The organism is Pantoea sp. C8B4, assembly GCF_051336905.1.
GTDB classification, from domain to species: domain Bacteria; phylum Pseudomonadota; class Gammaproteobacteria; order Enterobacterales; family Enterobacteriaceae; genus Pantoea; species Pantoea rwandensis_B.
On record NZ_JBGMNK010000019.1, the window covers coordinates 1 to 15,866 of the forward strand.

The 15,866-nt window shown below is 47.9% G+C and carries 17 protein-coding genes; 12 read left to right on the forward strand and 5 right to left on the reverse strand.

Annotation, left to right across the window (positions count from 1 at the left end; genetic code table 11):
• Positions 1–1,113: 1,113 nt before the first annotated feature.
• The 3 genes from ACCW76_RS18540 to ACCW76_RS18550 all read left to right on the forward strand — a co-directional run bounded on the left by ACCW76_RS18540 (position 1,114) and on the right by ACCW76_RS18550 (position 5,295).
• Positions 1,114–2,316 (forward strand): AAA family ATPase, encoded by a 1,203-nt coding sequence (locus ACCW76_RS18540; protein ID WP_045816856.1) that lies wholly within the window; start codon positions 1,114–1,116, stop codon positions 2,314–2,316.
• A 35-nt stretch (positions 2,317–2,351) separates the two neighbouring features.
• Positions 2,352–3,287, forward strand: a complete 936-nt coding sequence (locus ACCW76_RS18545; RefSeq protein ID WP_045816889.1) for a ParB/RepB/Spo0J family partition protein — start codon at positions 2,352–2,354, stop codon at positions 3,285–3,287.
• Between the two features lie 955 nt (positions 3,288–4,242).
• Complete coding sequence (locus ACCW76_RS18550; RefSeq protein WP_045816857.1) at positions 4,243–5,295, forward strand: RepB family plasmid replication initiator protein; 1,053 nt, start codon at positions 4,243–4,245, stop codon at positions 5,293–5,295.
• A gap of 1,185 nt (positions 5,296–6,480) precedes the next feature.
• Here the strand turns inward: ACCW76_RS18550 and ACCW76_RS18555 are convergent.
• The 3 genes from ACCW76_RS18555 to bdcA all read right to left on the reverse strand — a co-directional run bounded on the left by ACCW76_RS18555 (position 6,481) and on the right by bdcA (position 8,420).
• Positions 6,481–6,906 (reverse strand): hypothetical protein, encoded by a 426-nt coding sequence (locus ACCW76_RS18555; protein ID WP_436339669.1) that lies wholly within the window; start codon positions 6,904–6,906, stop codon positions 6,481–6,483.
• A gap of 73 nt (positions 6,907–6,979) precedes the next feature.
• Positions 6,980–7,408 carry an NUDIX hydrolase gene (locus ACCW76_RS18560; protein ID WP_436339672.1) on the reverse strand — a complete coding sequence of 143 codons (429 nt, stop codon included), beginning with the start codon at positions 7,406–7,408 and terminating at the stop codon, positions 6,980–6,982.
• Positions 7,409–7,706: 298 nt separating this feature from the next.
• Positions 7,707–8,420, reverse strand: coding sequence for an SDR family oxidoreductase (bdcA, locus tag ACCW76_RS18565; protein WP_045816860.1), 714 nt, complete (start codon positions 8,418–8,420; stop codon positions 7,707–7,709).
• A gap of 77 nt (positions 8,421–8,497) precedes the next feature.
• Here bdcA and ACCW76_RS18570 point away from each other — a divergent pair, with 77 nt between their 5' ends.
• Entirely contained in the window at positions 8,498–9,088 is a 591-nt protein-coding gene (locus ACCW76_RS18570; RefSeq protein WP_436339674.1) for a TetR/AcrR family transcriptional regulator, read from the forward strand.
• A 137-nt stretch (positions 9,089–9,225) separates the two neighbouring features.
• Here the strand turns inward: ACCW76_RS18570 and ACCW76_RS18575 are convergent, their stop codons facing one another.
• Positions 9,226–9,993: an AraC family transcriptional regulator gene (locus ACCW76_RS18575; RefSeq protein WP_436339676.1), complete on the reverse strand. Its 768-nt coding sequence runs from the start codon at positions 9,991–9,993 to the stop codon at positions 9,226–9,228.
• Positions 9,994–10,100: 107 nt separating this feature from the next.
• On the opposite strand from ACCW76_RS18575, the gene ACCW76_RS18580 reads away from it, so the two are divergent.
• The 7 genes from ACCW76_RS18580 (at position 10,101) to ACCW76_RS18610 (ending at position 13,578) form a co-directional block, all read left to right on the forward strand.
• Complete coding sequence (locus tag ACCW76_RS18580; RefSeq protein WP_436339677.1) at positions 10,101–10,889, forward strand: sulfite exporter TauE/SafE family protein; 789 nt, start codon at positions 10,101–10,103, stop codon at positions 10,887–10,889.
• 96 nt (positions 10,890–10,985) lie between these two features.
• A complete protein-coding gene (locus tag ACCW76_RS18585) occupies positions 10,986–11,195 on the forward strand; it encodes a hypothetical protein (protein WP_436339679.1) in 210 nt (69 codons plus the stop codon).
• Between the two features lie 76 nt (positions 11,196–11,271).
• Entirely contained in the window at positions 11,272–11,670 is a 399-nt protein-coding gene (gene fos / locus ACCW76_RS18590) for a fosfomycin resistance glutathione transferase (RefSeq protein ID WP_045833569.1), read from the forward strand.
• 413 nt (positions 11,671–12,083) lie between these two features.
• Positions 12,084–12,359, forward strand: coding sequence for a hypothetical protein (locus ACCW76_RS18595; protein WP_045816865.1), 276 nt, complete (start codon positions 12,084–12,086; stop codon positions 12,357–12,359).
• Positions 12,360–12,571: 212 nt separating this feature from the next.
• Positions 12,572–12,817 (forward strand): regulatory protein YcgZ, encoded by a 246-nt coding sequence (gene ycgZ / locus ACCW76_RS18600; protein WP_045833570.1) that lies wholly within the window; start codon positions 12,572–12,574, stop codon positions 12,815–12,817.
• Between the two features lie 144 nt (positions 12,818–12,961).
• Entirely contained in the window at positions 12,962–13,255 is a 294-nt protein-coding gene (locus tag ACCW76_RS18605; protein ID WP_436339681.1) for a hypothetical protein, read from the forward strand.
• Positions 13,256–13,314: 59 nt separating this feature from the next.
• Complete coding sequence (locus tag ACCW76_RS18610) at positions 13,315–13,578, forward strand: biofilm development regulator YmgB/AriR family protein (RefSeq protein WP_045816867.1); 264 nt, start codon at positions 13,315–13,317, stop codon at positions 13,576–13,578.
• A gap of 27 nt (positions 13,579–13,605) precedes the next feature.
• Here the strand turns inward: ACCW76_RS18610 and ACCW76_RS18615 are convergent, their stop codons facing one another.
• Complete coding sequence (locus ACCW76_RS18615; protein WP_045816868.1) at positions 13,606–13,806, reverse strand: hypothetical protein; 201 nt, start codon at positions 13,804–13,806, stop codon at positions 13,606–13,608.
• 474 nt (positions 13,807–14,280) lie between these two features.
• On the opposite strand from ACCW76_RS18615, the gene ACCW76_RS18620 reads away from it, so the two are divergent.
• Positions 14,281–15,348 carry a hypothetical protein gene (locus tag ACCW76_RS18620; protein WP_436339683.1) on the forward strand — a complete coding sequence of 356 codons (1,068 nt, stop codon included), beginning with the start codon at positions 14,281–14,283 and terminating at the stop codon, positions 15,346–15,348.
• Positions 15,349–15,866: the final 518 nt, after the last annotated feature.

Consider the following 15,866-nt stretch of genomic DNA (forward strand, 5'->3'; position numbering starts at 1 on the left):
CTTCATGGGGATGTCCTCATGTGGCTTATGAAGACATTACTAACATCGCGGTGTATTAATCAACGGGGAGCAGGTCATCCCCCCGATAACTCAGGATAAGATCTATCTAAAGAAATTATTTTTCTCAAGTTTGGAGCTGTATATAGATTTAAACATGCGTTTATTTGTAGATAGAGATTGACGTGGCCAGGGAAACAAGAAGCTGTTCGTTGTATCAATATCCTCCAAATAATGTGAGATGCAGTATCGTGAACTTGAGAACGCTAGTGAATGTGTAAGTGACAATGTATTAAGTTACATCCTGATAAGCTAACTATGGTTTCAGGAATTATGCAGATGTTCAGTTATCACAACATGTCGCATTACGTTTAAGTTGCAGTGTTTTAATCAGTTAAACCAGAACAGAATCTAAGTTCATTTTGTTGATCAATATGTAGTGCCATAAACAAAACATAAGGTTTTAAATTTAATAGCTCCACTTTTACTGAGCTATTGAGCTATTGAGCTATTGAGCTATTGAGCTATTGAGCTATTGAGCTATTGAGCTATTGAGTATGAAAGCATCATTTATATCTACCAATGTTAAAAACGTTCGCAGCAGGGAGCTAACAATTTATGGCTGGTGCCGGATGTCATCATTAAAAATGAGCAGAGGGAAGGGAAGGGAAGGGATAACACATTTTATCCGGCAATTCGTAAAGTGGTAAGCATAAGCGTTTTCACTGTGATCAATAAATACCACCTCTATGTATAACAAACCTCTTGCAGTTAAAGATGTGCAACTTCATCCCGGCGACAAGGCATTCTTGCTAACCCATTCAATTTCTGATTGAACCTATCCCAAGATTATTGCAGATAACCCGAATTAACGCCTTTTGTTTAAATATCATGCTAAATACGCTAGGGTAGGGGAGTTGGCTATAACACCACTCGCAAGGATTTGTCGGACCAAAAAAACAACAACATCTATGTGTCTGATTTTATTTAAATATATACAAACACCGCAAAATCACCCAATCATAAAAAAATCCACTTTTATTGATTTTTACCTAAAAACTGGCATGCGGAATCTTTTTTAGTACAATACAACAAATCATTATTATTGAGGTGCTTATGAAGCGTGATTACGGTGACGTGTTTGACATCGCCAACCGTGCGAATGGCATGCTGCACGGACTCAGCAGCCATATCGAGCAGCAGCGTCAGGAATTTAATCAACAAGGCTACTACCATACTTTTACCCGTAATGCCGTTGCTAACTTGCCTCTGCTGAGTAAGCATGCGGTTGCCGCAGCCATCAGTGAGATGGAAGAGGGGGGTTATACGTTTGGCAGAAAGCAGACGGGCAGCACATCTCAATATGCAATGAGCATTCAGAACGTTGTCGATATTTACAAACACCGCAAGGTGCCTAAATACCGCGACAAACATAAAGACCCCTTCGTTGTTTTTGTTGTGAATCTCAAGGGCGGCGTATCCAAAACCGTCACGACCGTGACCCTCGCTCATGGTCTGCGTGCTCACCCAGGCTTATTGCATAATGATCTGCGAATTCTGGTGATTGATTTGGATCCGCAGGCTTCCAGCACCATGTTTCTCAGCCATACCAACAGTGTCGGTTCCGTGCTGGAAACGGCTGCACAGGCGATGCTGAACGATGTCAGCACCGAGCAACTGCGTGAGCAGTTTGTGAAACCCACAGTGATGCCAGGCGTCGATGTGATGCCCGCCTCGATAGATGATGGTTTTGTCGCCAGCGACTGGGATGCACTGGTAGCGGAAAATTTACCCGGCATCGCACCATCGGAAGTCCTGCGCCGCAACGTCATTGATCGTCTGGCTGAAGATTACGATTTCATTTTTATTGATACCGGCCCACATCTTGATGCATTTATGCTCAATGCCATTGCCGCCAGTGACTTACTGCTCACGCCAACACCGCCGGCGCAGGTTGATTTTCATTCAACCATGAAATACCTGACGCGACTGCCCGAGATGCTTGAGCGGATTGAAAACGAAGGGATAGAGCCGAGATTGAAAGCGAATATCGGCTTTATGTCGAAGATGACCACCAAACATGACCATATTACGTCTCACAGCTATGCTCGTGAGGTGTTCACAAAATCGATGCTGGATGCGGTATTACCCCGCCTGGATGGTTTTGAACGCTGTGGTGAGTCATTTGATACGGTGATCAGTGCAAACCCAACTTCATATCCCGGCAGCGCCGATGCACTCAGAAAGGCGAAACAGGAAGCAGAGAATTTTTCACGCGCTGTATTTGACCGCATTGAATATATCAGGAGTACTAAGTGACCGAACCCAAATCACTCAAGAGAATTGGCCGCACCATGGGCCAGTCTCAGATGTCGAGCTTTATCAACAGCGGCAATCAGTCACGCGTATTTACCCTGAAATCCGGTAACACGGCGACATTCAGCCGCCAGCTTATCCCCAGCGGTGAAGTGGAAAGCAAAACCTTCGTGGATGCACAGGTGAATGGACGCGATCAGTCAGCACTCACTGAAGAATCAGTGAAAGACATCACGCGCACCATCGAATTGCAACAATTCTTCCCGGCGATTGGTCGCCTGGTGGATGGTCGCATTGAAATTATGGATGGATCTCGTCGTCGCGCGGCTTGTCTGTTTGCCGGGACGGGCCTCGAAGTTCTGGTGACCGAGGATGAAATCGATATCAGTGATGCCCGCCAGCTGGCAGCTGATATTCAGACTGCGAAAGAACACAATCTGCGTGAATTAGGTCAGCGTTTCCTGATGATGGAAGCCCAGGGCATGAACAAGACCGAGATTGCTAAAGCGGAAGGGATCTCTAACGCGAAAGTGACACGTGCTTTTCAGGCCGCATGGGTTCCTGCAGAGTTTATCGAGTTAATTCCGGTCGTTTCCGACCTGAGTATTCCGGACTATAAGCTGCTGCTCGATGTGGCAGAAGAAGCAAAAGCGGAGGGTGTCGCGGTCAAAGAGGTCGTCGCTCAGGTAAAAGAGCGAATGGATGACGATCAGGCACTGCAAAAGCTGGCTTCAGATGATCAGAAAACCCGGATCCTGTCGTTTTTCACCACCGCTAAAAAGCAGCTGGTGAAGCCGGTCAAAAACAAGAGCGTTACCACTGAGAAGTTTGGCCATTTTTCAGATCGTACCGCTTACGCTAAACGCAAAACTAACGCAGAAAAGCGTCATGTGCAGTATGAGTTCCATCGTTTGCCTGCCAATACGCTGGAAGAGATCGATATTGCCATCAAGGCGATCCTCTCTAAGCCCTGAATGGGTTCCAACTCCTAAGCAAGTCTTAAAATGGGCGTGGTTTACACGTCCTTTTTTTGTTGAATATCGTTGTATTAATCGTTTGGTCTTCGGCATTCCGTTGCAATATGTACCTCTAAAGCGCTTCAGCAGCGTTCTAAGCGATTTAAGTTCAATTCTCACACCTCACCAGATTAATCATCTCAACGTGCTACAGACACGCCACAGGCTGTAATAGCGAGCGTTTGAACTAAACCATGTTCAAAACCAAAGTCGCGCCCATGCAAGGCAGGAAGTTATACAGATTGATCCTTTCTCGGGATCGACGTCCAGAATTGAATGAAATCACCGTATTCCGTGTGAAACTTGCATAACAATCTTATTTATCACTGCTTTTTATCCCCTTTATCCACAGGCTCGATCCAATTATTCGATCATAATGAGATCCCATTGAGATCAAAGAAGATCCCGGATCGCTACAGGCCTTGATACCACTGGGCTGAAAGGGCCTTAATAACCGCTATAAAGAGTAAAGTAACCGCTGTAGAGAGGAGAATAACCGATGAAAAGAGTGAAATAACCGATGAAGAGAGTGACTGATAACCGCTGTAGTGAGCAGGCAAGGACAGAAGCTGTGCGTAACTGATCTCACTGTGTATAACTTTAATTCCCTGTCACCTGACTGGCTGGATATCAACCGGCGTTATCCGGGAAAGGTTATCCCCATTATTCACTGACCCGATCCAAGAATAGATCAACTTAAGATCATATAAGTTCCTAACAGATCCCCACTTCACTTAAAGCCTTGTACCACAAGCCCTAAAGGGGGGTTGATAACCGCTATAAAGAGTAAACTAACCGCTATAGGGAGTAAATTATCCTCTATGGAGAGTAGTCTAACCGATGAAGTGAGTGCTAGTATCCGCTATAGAGAGTAAACGCGCGATGTCCCTGTGTATAAACCGGATCCTCGAAAATGTCGGAAAATGAGCTAAAAAACAACAAGATAGTTGAAGCCTTTTCAGAAACAGATAAACGAACTGGCGAACTGGTTGTACTTACTCCCAACAGAGATAACACTGTTCAACCCGTTGCCTTAATGCGACTGGGCCTGTTCGTTCCTACGTTAAAATCGACCAATAACCGTAAAAACGACACGACAGCCGTCACGGATGTCACAAACGAACTTAAGTTACTGTCGCTCGTTAAATCAGAAGGTTATGAGAGGATCCGAATCATTGGCCAGCGACTCGATATGGACAATGATTTCAAGACGTGGGTCGGGATCATTCACGCGTTTGCGAAGTACAACGTCACCAATGACAAAGTGGTTTTGCCCTTCGTCGAGTTCGTTAAACTGTGTGGTATTCCTTCATCCCGATCTTCAGCCAAGCTGAGAGAGCGACTGGAAGCCTCGCTGATCCGCATTGCATCAAATACCATCCAATTCGGCACTGCAGACAAAGATGAACTCTACGTCACTCACCTTGTGCAGTCCGCTAAATACAGTGTTAAAAAAGATACGGTCGAGCTGCAGGCTGATCCCAAACTCTTCGAGCTCTATCAGTTTGATCGAAAGGTTTTGCTGCAGCTGCGCGCCATTAACGCGTTGGCGCGCAAGGAATCTGCTCAGGCGCTGTATACTTTTATCGAAAGTCTGCCTCCTAATCCGGCGCCCATTTCCATGGCACGCCTGCGCCAACGTCTGAATCTGACATCCCGTCCTATCACGCAAAATGCTACCGTGCGCAGGGCGATGGAGCAGCTTAAAGACATTGGCTACCTTGATTACACGGAGCTCAAACGCGGTAGCTCCGTGGTATTCCACATCCATTATCGCCGGCCAAAACTCAAACCTGCAGAGCTGCCACTCAAGCTCCCGGATATTCTCGAAGATGAGCTGGAACTTGATGATCCTATCGAGACCAATGATGTTGCAGCAGCCAGCGAGCCGCAGGGTGAAATGGTGATGTTGTCAAAAGCGGAGTTGAAGATCCTCGAGGAAATCCGCAAAGGTAAAGTGAAGTAGCCTCCCAATGCTGTCCTCATTTGATAACCGCTATAGAGAGTAAATACTCTCTATAGCGGTTATATGCTGCTGCAATTCACCCCGTTCACCGCCCACATTCACTACGAGTCAGAGATTTGTGACCCAGTAACCACTATAGAGAGTAACCATGTACTCTCTATAGTGGTTACTGGAAGTTGCTCACAATTTGCTTCTCTTTCAGTTCAAACGTGCAACTTGACTGCTTTCAGTGTGATAGAAGTAAGGCGTCTTCTGGTGAGCCCTTGTGCAATGATCCAGGATCGACCTCATATTTCAACAACCACTATAGAGAGTAGATACGTACTCTCTATAGTGGTTGTTCGATAAAAGTGACGTTATCACTTCTATCTTATTGAGTTGCTTGAGGATTATTGAGGGGATGTTTGTTGAAATTACCATCTGATTTATGTGCGACAGCGCTTTCAAATCCACATTTATTACTTATTTATCATTGAGTTATGCATAATCTCTACCAAATGCGACTCTCACTTGATTAGCTATCCACTATAGAGAGTAGTCACTCACTACAGTGGATAGCATTGCTGGTTGCATGAATGAGCGGTTTAACCAGAGATCCTGCTATCAGGCACGCTATTGAGGGGGATTTTGCATCTTTGAATAACCGCTATAGGGAGTGATTTTACTCTCTATAGCGGTTATCGGTTTTTTACTAAGTCAATATAACTATATAATAGTTATGGTTTATTTTGATTTATTGATTGATTTGATAACCGCTATAGAGAGTAAACTTTTAAAGGGATGCCCTTAGCGGAACACCCCGGTGATCCAACAGGGATCGCAGGATCGTTGGTGAACAGGGGGCAGGATCAAACATCCACTATAGAGAGTAGAAGTAACCACTATAGAGAGTAACTACTCACTACAGTGGTTATGTTCCTTCTACCCCCCTGGTGGTTACTAACCTCGCAGGCCTTGCTAATAGTGGAGTTAGTGATTGCTAACATCAATATAAAGATACGAACGTTTATGTACGGGAACCACGCATCATCCAGGGGGATTTGGCTATGAGAGGTGGACTTACTCTATATAGTGGTTGTTTCACAGGATCAACTTGCACCACGCGATCCTGATCACACATAGATCCCCTGCATATTGTGTTTGTTGTCTCTCATCATGACTGGCTGACCAAATGATGGGCAGGATTTACACCCTTGCTCTGTGCTTGTCCGAGTGAAGCTGAAAAATATAGACCGCCGTTAATGGCACGATCATCAGTGTGATTAACAACCAATACAGGATGTCGACCAGGCTTCGTAATCGAAAATTTAAACCATCAATTTTCTGCCAAAAATGTGCAGGTGCAATCCAGAGTCCAATGCGTTCAATGGCAACTTTGGCGAATGGAAAAAGGATCACCGTGATAACCAGTGGAGCATAGAACCACAAGGGTGAGCGGTCCTGCATAAAATTGATCGTCAGGATAAAGGGATAAAAACAGCCGGCCAGGGCGTTCTTGATGAAAGTCAGGCTGCGGAGGTACGTTAAAAAAGGGCTGTAATGTTTAACTGCATCAGTGGGTGTCCGCTGCGCCGGGTTACCACCGCGCGGTCTTTTCTTACGTCGTGACATGATAGGGCATTGGCTTCCTTGCTAGCGGCCAGGGGACTTGTTCCTGAATGGCAATAGGTTGGTGAACGTGGACTCAGTCCGCGCTTTGGCCCGCGTTCATTATTAGTGGGAGTATCTGCTGACCGGTGAGCGGCGCTAATGGCAGCGAAGCATCATCGGATGGATGGAACCAGGTGATCTCTTCAATCTCTGCGGCTGGCGTAATCATTGAGGTGGGGGCAAGAACCTTGAATATTTCAGCGATAAGCGTATGTCCTGGCTCATTCGCGGCTGTGTCGGTGAACTGACCTACATATTGCGTATCCTGTTCGGTGACACTGATTTGCAGTTCCTCTGTGAGTTCACGGATCAATGCAGCCACCGGTCGTTCAGTCGATTCGATTTTCCCTCCAGGCTGCATGAAATAGCGCGTATCGCGCTTGCGAACCAAAAGCATGCGCCCCTCCGCATCGATCATGATTGCTGCCGCAATGCGGATAACCTTGTCTGCGTTCATCATCATCCTCTCGTTGTTATCGCTTCGCCTTCAAACCAGGTTGGTGGAAGGGAGGGAGGAGTATAGCCTGGTTGAGAATGATTATTAATTACATGAGTAATAAATCTGTCCGCTTTACATCGCTGCGGCCTGTGAAGTGGATATCAGCCCTGAGGGTAAATGAATGTCATTCTCAATTATCAATGACTGCGACCCGCGTGATCCATTCCTACTGAAACAAGGGGAGCAGCCAGTGATATTGGCATTCAGCGACGTCTTTGTATCTAGCCCACTTCACATTGCCACACTTATCGCTATCGTCTTCCTATGCGCCAAATCCGCCATCAATCGTGTGCATGGCACCGGTCACAAATGAGGCTTCAGGACCGGCAATCCATGCAACCATTCCGGCCACTTCTTCAGGCTTACCGTGGCGCTGGATGGCCATGAAACTGTGCATAAGGTCTTTCATCGGCCCCTCTGCCGGATTCATATCCGTGTCGACAGGACCCGGCTGAACGACATTCACCGTAATTCCGCGTGGTCCAAAGTCACGGGCCAAACCGCGCGCTAATCCCTGCAGGGCCGATTTGCTGACGGCATAGGCTGCGCCTCCTGGCATTGGCATCCGGTCTCCGTTAACGGAACCGATGACGATAATGCGTCCCCCTTCAGGCATCTGACGGGCGGCCTCCACAGCAGCATGATAGGGTGCGTGAATGTTGATACGGAACAAATGGTCAATTGCATCACTTTCCAGCTCTAACGCATCACCAAATATCGCGACGCCTGCATTGACCACCAGCACATCAAGAGGCCCGGAATCGCGCACCAGTTTCGTCACGGCATCGCGATCGGCGCTATCCGCCTGGACAGCTTTACTGCCTGTGTCTTCGGCCAGTTTTTCTGCCACCTCACGCGAGCCAGCGTAGCTGAACACCACTGAAGCACCGTCGGAGGCAAAACGTCGCACGATTGCCGCACCAATACCCCGACTGCCGCCTAACACCAGAACCGATTTGTTGGTAAATACCGCCATTAGTGAGTCCTCAATTGTATTGTAGTGGTCATTACAATATTATTGAGCCAGTGAGGTTGTCAAAGGATTATGTAGTGATGACTACAAAAATTAACCGTACGCCAGGCCGCCCACGCAAGTTCGATGCGGAGCGGGCGGTGTGTATTGCGCAGAATTTGATTCATTCGAGTGGTTACGATGTGGTGAGTGTGGGGGATCTAACCAAAGCTTTCGGCATCAATCCACCCAGCTTTTATGCGGCTTTTGGCAGTAAACTCGGGCTGTACCGGCTGGTGCTGGATCGTTACGCTCAGGATGGGGCTATCGGTCTAAAGGCGCTGTTGCGTCATGACCGACCGGTGGCGGAGTGTCTTTCTGCGGTACTGGATGAAGCCGCAAGTCGCTATGCTGCCGATCCGGAAGCGACCGGATGCCTGGTTCTGGAGGGCATTCATTGCGACGATCTCTCTGCGCGCGAGGTGGCTTGTGGTTTTCACACGGCAGCTGAGAAGATGTTCCATGCCTATGTTGCCGAGCGCTACCCAGAACAGGCCGTGCGGATAACCGATTTCATGGTGACGATCATGTCGGGCCTGTCTGCTCGCTCACGGCAAGGTGCCAGTGCGGAGCGTTTGCGTGAGACAGCGCGTTTGGCCGGTCAGATGCTGGCTCAGTTGCTTCCGGTGTGATGAGGGTTTTGCTGTGATTGCTGGTGCAGTTGAGAAATGGACTTTCGTTTTGAACTCAAAGCCGATGGGCGTATGAATCGTAACGCTTGTCTTGCCGGAACCCAAGTGCCTGATGGGGATAACTAACGGAACATATCTTAAGCGGGATGATAAAACGAAGGTGGCTGGCCTGTTACACGGCGGAACATCGTCGCAAAAGACGAACCATTGTCATAGCCCAGCGATAAAGCGACCTCATTTACTGGCTTGCCCTTAATGAGCAATGACAGCGAGCTGACCACACAGGCTCGCTGACGCCAGGCAGAGAATGTCATGCCGGTTTGCTGCAGGAAATGGCGGCGAAAGGTGCTGGCACTCATATACATCGCCACGGCCCAGCGATTTGCGGGATCGTGGATGGTAGGAGCAAGCAGAAATGCCTGGCACAGCGCCAACAATGCGGGTTGTTGCGGCAGGGGAATGTCAAATTCTCGCGCAGGCATCGCTGCCAATTCAAGTAACAGCAAATTGATCAGCGCGCACTCGCGGTCACTGTCATAAAGCAGTGGCAATTCTACTGCGTCCAACAGCAACTGACGTAACAGGGGGGATACACTGATAACTTCGCAGCGAACACGGTCGCTTATGCATGCTGCGCAAGCGGGCGTGATATACAGACTTCGCGTCGTGACGCCGACAAATTTCACGGCATGCTGAGTTTCAGGGGGGATCCACACCGCATGCTGTGGCGGAACGACCCATTCTCCGTCATGGGTGAATACATGCATCTGACCCGTCGCGCCATAAAGTAATTGGGCCCGGCGGTGCTGGTGGGGAGCCAGCGTAAAACCATGGGCATAATCATTGCCGATCGCGACCACATCACGATCAGCCCAATCGAAATCGTCAATGCTTACATTACGCACTTCAGCTCCTCCTGACCGATTTGCAAGGGTAATTGAGCGCTACGAAAATGTGAAGTCAGTCATTTGGGAGATAGGCTATCTGTCCATTTTCGTAACGGAACATTCCCTTGAACGATATCCTCATTATTGCACTCGCAGGTTTTATCACTGGCATTACAACGGTGATGTTTGGCTTTGGTGGTGGCTTTGTTGTCGTGCCCTTTGTTTATCAGTTATTGCGCCGGCAGCCTGACATGGCAGGGGATGCGATGCATATCGCTGTCGCCACGTCGACGGCAGTCATGATCTTTAATGCTGGATGGGTCAGCTATCGAAACTGGCGCGCGGGAGCCATTTCAGTTCAGGCGTGTTTACCCCTTCTTTGGTACATTGCAATCGGCGCAGTGGCCGGGTCCTGGCTCGCCGGGCGATTAAGCGAAGAATGGGTTCGTTCACTTTTCACCCTCTATATGATGGTCACGATTGGTGATTGCCTGCTGCGCAAAGGGTTCTTCAGAGGTAGCACGCCGCGACGGCTTTCAAGACTCACAGTGACAGGCGGCGGGATACTCATCGGCGCTATTGCAGCGATATTGGGTGTGGGTGGAAGCGTCATGACGGTACCGCTGCTGCGGCGGCATGGCTATGCAATGCGTGAATGTATCAGCGCTGCCAATCCGCTTTCGCTGCCAGTAGCGCTTTGCGGCGCCTTAATTTATGCAATCGACGGCTGGCAACAAATCCCGGCAAAGGGTTTCCTGGGGTTTATAAGCCTGAAAATAGTGCTGCTACTGGTGATCACAGGACTTGTCGGCATCCTGACTGCACAGAGATACATTCCTGCCGTCCCGGATGTCTGGCATGCGCGAATATATGTGCTGCTACTGAGCATTGTGCTCGTGGCAATGGTGCTTTAACTGGATTCATTTTTGCAATGTAATAAAGCGCGCTACTGCATTTATGTTACAAAGGGCGATGTCTCATCTCTCTTAAGGTTAGCAAAGGAGTCAGTCATGTCTAAGCCAAACGAATACGCTGCAGGAAAAGCCATTTGCAATGAGATTGGCGGCGCGGTGCTGGAAGTTCTGAGCAGAAAAAATGAGTTTGCCGTTCAGTCACTGATTAATGTCCTGCAGGAAGCGCAACAAGATGGCCATCACTATGATGTCGAGCGTGAGCAGGGCATGGAGATGGCAATACGAATTCTGCAGAAGTTTGCTTAGCGACTCGCGTGACAAACGCTTTCCTTCCCAGCGCCTGTGCTAAATTAGCGCTACAAATTCTTGTTTTGAGTTCAACATGCTGACCGGACTGAATCACATCACCCTTGCTGTAAGCGATGTCTCTGCGAGTTTCAATTTTTATGTTGAGACGCTGGGATTCACTCCCCGGGCGCAATGGAAGAACGGCGCCTATCTCTCATTAGGTGAACTTTGGCTCTGCCTTTCACTGGACACCCTTTCGATTGGAAAAGATTACACGCACTATGCCTTCAGCATTGAAGACGAAGTGTTTGATGCTTTTACTGAGAGGCTGAAATCTGCAGGCGTCATAGAATGGAAGGTTAACAAAAGTGAAGGAAAATCACTCTATTTCCTCGATCCGGACGGCCATAAGCTGGAACTCCATGCAGGCGATCTGGAAAGCAGATTAAACGCCTGTCGGGCACAGCCGTATGACGAGATGACGTTTTACTGAGGAGAGAAGGCGCAGCCCGGAGTCATTACGTTTTGGCAGCGTCTCTGACGCCAGGCCACTCTCTGCCGCTACGACTAACCAAAAACACCCGCATACGCGCCGAAAGAGCACAGCCCGCAAAGCGTGATGGATAGTAATGTCGCAGAAATTGCGTACTTATTCATAATTTACCGCCTGAGAAATAAATGTAACCTTAGCCTGAGCCTGGCAGTGATTCACAGGATGTAAACCCTGCGAAGATCATTCAGATAAATCTATTGGATGTTTATAATCCCAGAACTGGCGTGTGTTGATATCAACAGATTGGCATCACTAAGCCTGAGCATCATGCCGCTTGGTTTAACGCAAATATCTCATCAGCTACAATAGATCCTGAGGACTCAGCGTAAGCCCGATTCTCAGGAGGTAATACAATGGATAATTCAGACAAAATTTTAGGCGAGGCTGCTTATCAGATTCTTGCCCGCCGTGAAAAAATCAGTGTTATACAATTAAATCAGGAACTGCATCGCATGGCCGAAGAGGCTGATACGCCAGAGCGTAAACAAGCCGTATTAGCTGCGATTGACTGGTTGAACGATTATCGACAGCCCTCGTCAGAAGATAAGCGCAGCCGCTCACCCTTGCGGCGTATGAGTGAGAGCTCAGATAGCATTACGCTATCGCCAATTGAAAATGTGAAAAAGTAGCCTGGGTTTTCAACACCATTACACTTTACCCATCAAAATGCTTGTGAGAACAGCGATTAAGATATTTCTGTTTCGACAGGTTATTTGTCTCCCGAGAGCACTTTTTGCAAAAAATCAGGCCGCCGTTATTGAATATATTTTTGTACAGTTATTTCCAATACTGTACAACTTTATCAGGCCATTTGCCTGGCCCAACATGAGAGGGTAAACACATGCGTCAGAATGGATACACTCCGAATTCGTCGGAAGCGATTGCTCAATATTTTAATAAAGCTTCTCTGCCCTCACAGCAAGAAACACTAGGTCAAATCGTGGTAGAGATCCTGCGTGAGGGCAAAAATCTGAATCGTAAATCTCTCTGCACCAAATTACTTCGCCGTCTGGAAACGTCAGCCAACGCTGAAGAAGAACATCACTATCATCAGCTTATTGGACTGCTTTTCGACCGCGAAGAGTAATTCCTTTTAAAGCCATAGTTGTACAACATGACCGTTCTGGATGTGCATGGCATATGAATGACTTTTGGCTCAGTGGCGGAATTGCAATTTGCAGTTTGTTTACAGTAAAAAATTGCCATGCAGATGCCGTTATCAGAGAAGTATATGAACAGAAGTGAACGCCAGCAGTTAATAGATGAAATCATCGGTGAAGCCACTCTGGCTCTGCTCCAGCGAGCGGGGCCTGTCTCTTTCCATGCACTCATCGAACAACTTCAGGTTATGGAAGGCCAGTCAGATGATACTTACAGGCGGCAATTGATCGCCCAGACCATTGCCGAGGTAAGAAAGAGCATTACCGAGGGAGAGCGGGCCAAACAACAAAGAGCTGAGGGAATCAATTCAGTCCAGTACCTGTACACGGACTCGCATCACTCAGGCAATAACAGAAAACACTGATTTTCAGGTTGATGGCAACCCTGTTTAATCCATGACAACATAAAACTCGGAAACAAATCATGCATACATCAGAAGACATTTTTTCTGCGCTTGCCGATCAGGAACTGGCTGAACGTTTCCGCCAGGCGGGTCCGGGTTTGAAAGATGAGGCCGCGGTGTTAGGCGCTATCATTCGTAATGTGTTGGCCTCGGAAGGACAGATAACGAACAAAGCCATTATCATCAGTTTAATCCGGGCACTGGAATCCGCACAGGATGATGCTGAAGCCCACACACTGCGTCAGACTCTTGAAATCGTCGTGGGCGTAACACCGGATGATTGATGGCTGATTTTTCATAAAGCGCGTCAATCAGTGCATCATTTTTGAAAGCAGGCGGATAAGGGTTTCGTATTTCTCTTTTAAAACTGAATCCGCTTCATTGTCTTTAAGTTTTTGCAGGGCCTGAGAAATCTCGTGTGCCTCAAAATCTAAGCCTTCCCGAATAAACCCTGACACAGTGGCCCCTAGCAGCGCTAATATCTCTTGTGTGATCTGCCCATCATGCTTCACCGCGACTCCACACTCTGTATAAAAATACAGTGTGGCATATCTATCTCACGCCTGAAACCCTTAAATAATTGAATGGCAGCCATTTCTGATTTTTAATTAATAGGTTATGGTCCCACTGTGTTGTAAATATTGAACTTATTCGTTATTAACGCTGCGCTTATAAAGTTTACAACTCTCCACGCCAATTCCAGCATTAATTACCTGAAATAATCACTTAAAGATAACTGCAACGTTTGATGCATTGACTAACCTGCAGTTGCAATTCCTCCCGTAAAACTTTCCCTCAAGGCCTCCTGGACATAGCGTTCAACAAACAGAAGGGGAGATATATTTAAATTTCATTTGCGTCAAAATTAATAATGATTATCATTCTCATAATGGCGGAGTTGAAATTGGCCCCATCCTCAATAAAGCCAATTAAAACCTGACACAGTATGTGATGAGTTCACCCCCCAGTTTAAAGATGGAGTGGTTATGAATGGAGAGAGCAGCACCAATCTGCACGTAGTGAACCCACAGACGGCCACCGCTATCGTTGCGTCATCACAACATGATGTTTGGCAACGTGCAGGGCATCAGGCTGCGCAGCGGTTACCGGCAGCTGCCGCGATCGCTGCTCTGGCGGCTTTTCAGACTGAGAGCGAGTCAATGGCACCGTTGATGATCTGGCAACGTCTGCATGAGCTGTCGTTTGTCTCTGCTCAGGGTTGGCTGATTGCTGATGCGCGTCAGCAGGCAGGCGTTGCCGACTGTTATCAATTTCTGCTGGAAAAATGGCACTGCATTCTGGAAGACGAAGGGATCGTGGAGCAGCGCGAGCAGCATTGGTTTGCCAGTGAATGCGCGCCCAGTCTGCACTCCATCGAACAACGTATCGACGATGGAAAAATTCGTCTACGCCGCTGTCTGGAGTGGCACGCTGAGGGAGAAGCCTTCCTCAACACGTTATTCGCAGACCCGCAGTCTCTTTGCGAGGTGATGCGCTATCCAAAGTTGGCACAGAACCCACTTTCATCGCATAAGGGCCGCCTCCTTTATGCCGCGATGCAGCCAGGTAGCATGTTGACGGAATACCTTGGTCAGATAGCCGCCTCACTGCTGCAAACGGCGACGCAAGGGAGTGATTGTCCGCAGGTGATGGAGATGGGTGCAGACACTTGCCATGATGACCTTCATCAGTTGCGGGATAGGCAAGGTTGTCCATCGGCACAGCTGGATGCCGTGCTGGCAACCGGCTTGCTACACACAGCTCATTGCCTCGATGACATTCTCCACGGCATCTGGCATGCATTAAAACCTGAGGGTGTACTGATTGTGGTTGAATCCACAGAGGATTCGGCGCTGAGATGGATAACCGCTGCTACGGTGCTGCAACAGGCAACAGAAGGGCACTCTCAGCCGGTTACGCTGTCTCTTTCACGTGAAACCTGGCTGCAGGCATTTGTGCGTCAGGGCTTCCTTCTGGTCGGTGATTGGCCTCAGCCGGGAACGGCACTCTCGTTTGCTGGTCAGCAAGTGTTTATGGTGCAGCGGCCCGGTTGAAGGAGTGATTATAGTGACTTCGTGTTTAGAATAACCACATTCCATCTTTCCTGGAGGCTCTTATCGTTCTGCGATAGATCCTCTGATTTTGATTAAGACCGAATGAATATCCTCGCTGGGCACCCCGATAAAACTCAATGCGCTGCGTACGCATGATTGAAAATCGGCATGGACAAAACGTGGTGAGGCAACACGATATGACTGCAGGCATAAGAAAGCACGTAATCAACTTATTAATAGGGTAGTGATGCGATCGCTCAAACTCGCAAGCCGTGCGATAGTTTTAATAATTTCGGCGCAGAGAGCTCATGCATTTAACCTGGCTTGAAGGCGAACTAAACCTGACAAAAAAACGCGTCATGGATGACCCTTCACTATTGCGTGTCGGTATAGTCACTCAGGGATGGGCGTTGTGAAGTTAACAATGACAATAGTTGATAGTTAACCCCGTCATTATTTTAATTTGGGGACTCATCAAGCGGGAAAGGGTGATGATATCAATCAGTGTTTATTTTATG

Coding starts and splice junctions, on each gene's coding strand:
- ACCW76_RS18555 (WP_436339669.1), bottom strand. CDS start 6,906: ATGTCACGACGTAAGAAAAGACCGCGCGGTGGTAACCCGGCGCAGCGG.
- ACCW76_RS18585 (WP_436339679.1), top strand. CDS start 10,986: ATGTCTAAGCCAAACGAATACGCTGCAGGAAAAGCCATTTGCAATGAG.
- ycgZ (WP_045833570.1), top strand. CDS start 12,572: ATGCGTCAGAATGGATACACTCCGAATTCGTCGGAAGCGATTGCTCAA.
- bdcA (WP_045816860.1), bottom strand. CDS start 8,420: ATGGCGGTATTTACCAACAAATCGGTTCTGGTGTTAGGCGGCAGTCGG.
- ACCW76_RS18540 (WP_045816856.1), top strand. CDS start 1,114: ATGAAGCGTGATTACGGTGACGTGTTTGACATCGCCAACCGTGCGAAT.
- ACCW76_RS18620 (WP_436339683.1), top strand. CDS start 14,281: ATGAATGGAGAGAGCAGCACCAATCTGCACGTAGTGAACCCACAGACG.
- ACCW76_RS18545 (WP_045816889.1), top strand. CDS start 2,352: ATGGGCCAGTCTCAGATGTCGAGCTTTATCAACAGCGGCAATCAGTCA.
- fos (WP_045833569.1), top strand. CDS start 11,272: ATGCTGACCGGACTGAATCACATCACCCTTGCTGTAAGCGATGTCTCT.
- ACCW76_RS18550 (WP_045816857.1), top strand. CDS start 4,243: ATGTCGGAAAATGAGCTAAAAAACAACAAGATAGTTGAAGCCTTTTCA.
- ACCW76_RS18605 (WP_436339681.1), top strand. CDS start 12,962: ATGAACAGAAGTGAACGCCAGCAGTTAATAGATGAAATCATCGGTGAA.
- ACCW76_RS18595 (WP_045816865.1), top strand. CDS start 12,084: ATGGATAATTCAGACAAAATTTTAGGCGAGGCTGCTTATCAGATTCTT.
- ACCW76_RS18560 (WP_436339672.1), bottom strand. CDS start 7,408: ATGATGATGAACGCAGACAAGGTTATCCGCATTGCGGCAGCAATCATG.
- ACCW76_RS18570 (WP_436339674.1), top strand. CDS start 8,498: ATGACTACAAAAATTAACCGTACGCCAGGCCGCCCACGCAAGTTCGAT.
- ACCW76_RS18610 (WP_045816867.1), top strand. CDS start 13,315: ATGCATACATCAGAAGACATTTTTTCTGCGCTTGCCGATCAGGAACTG.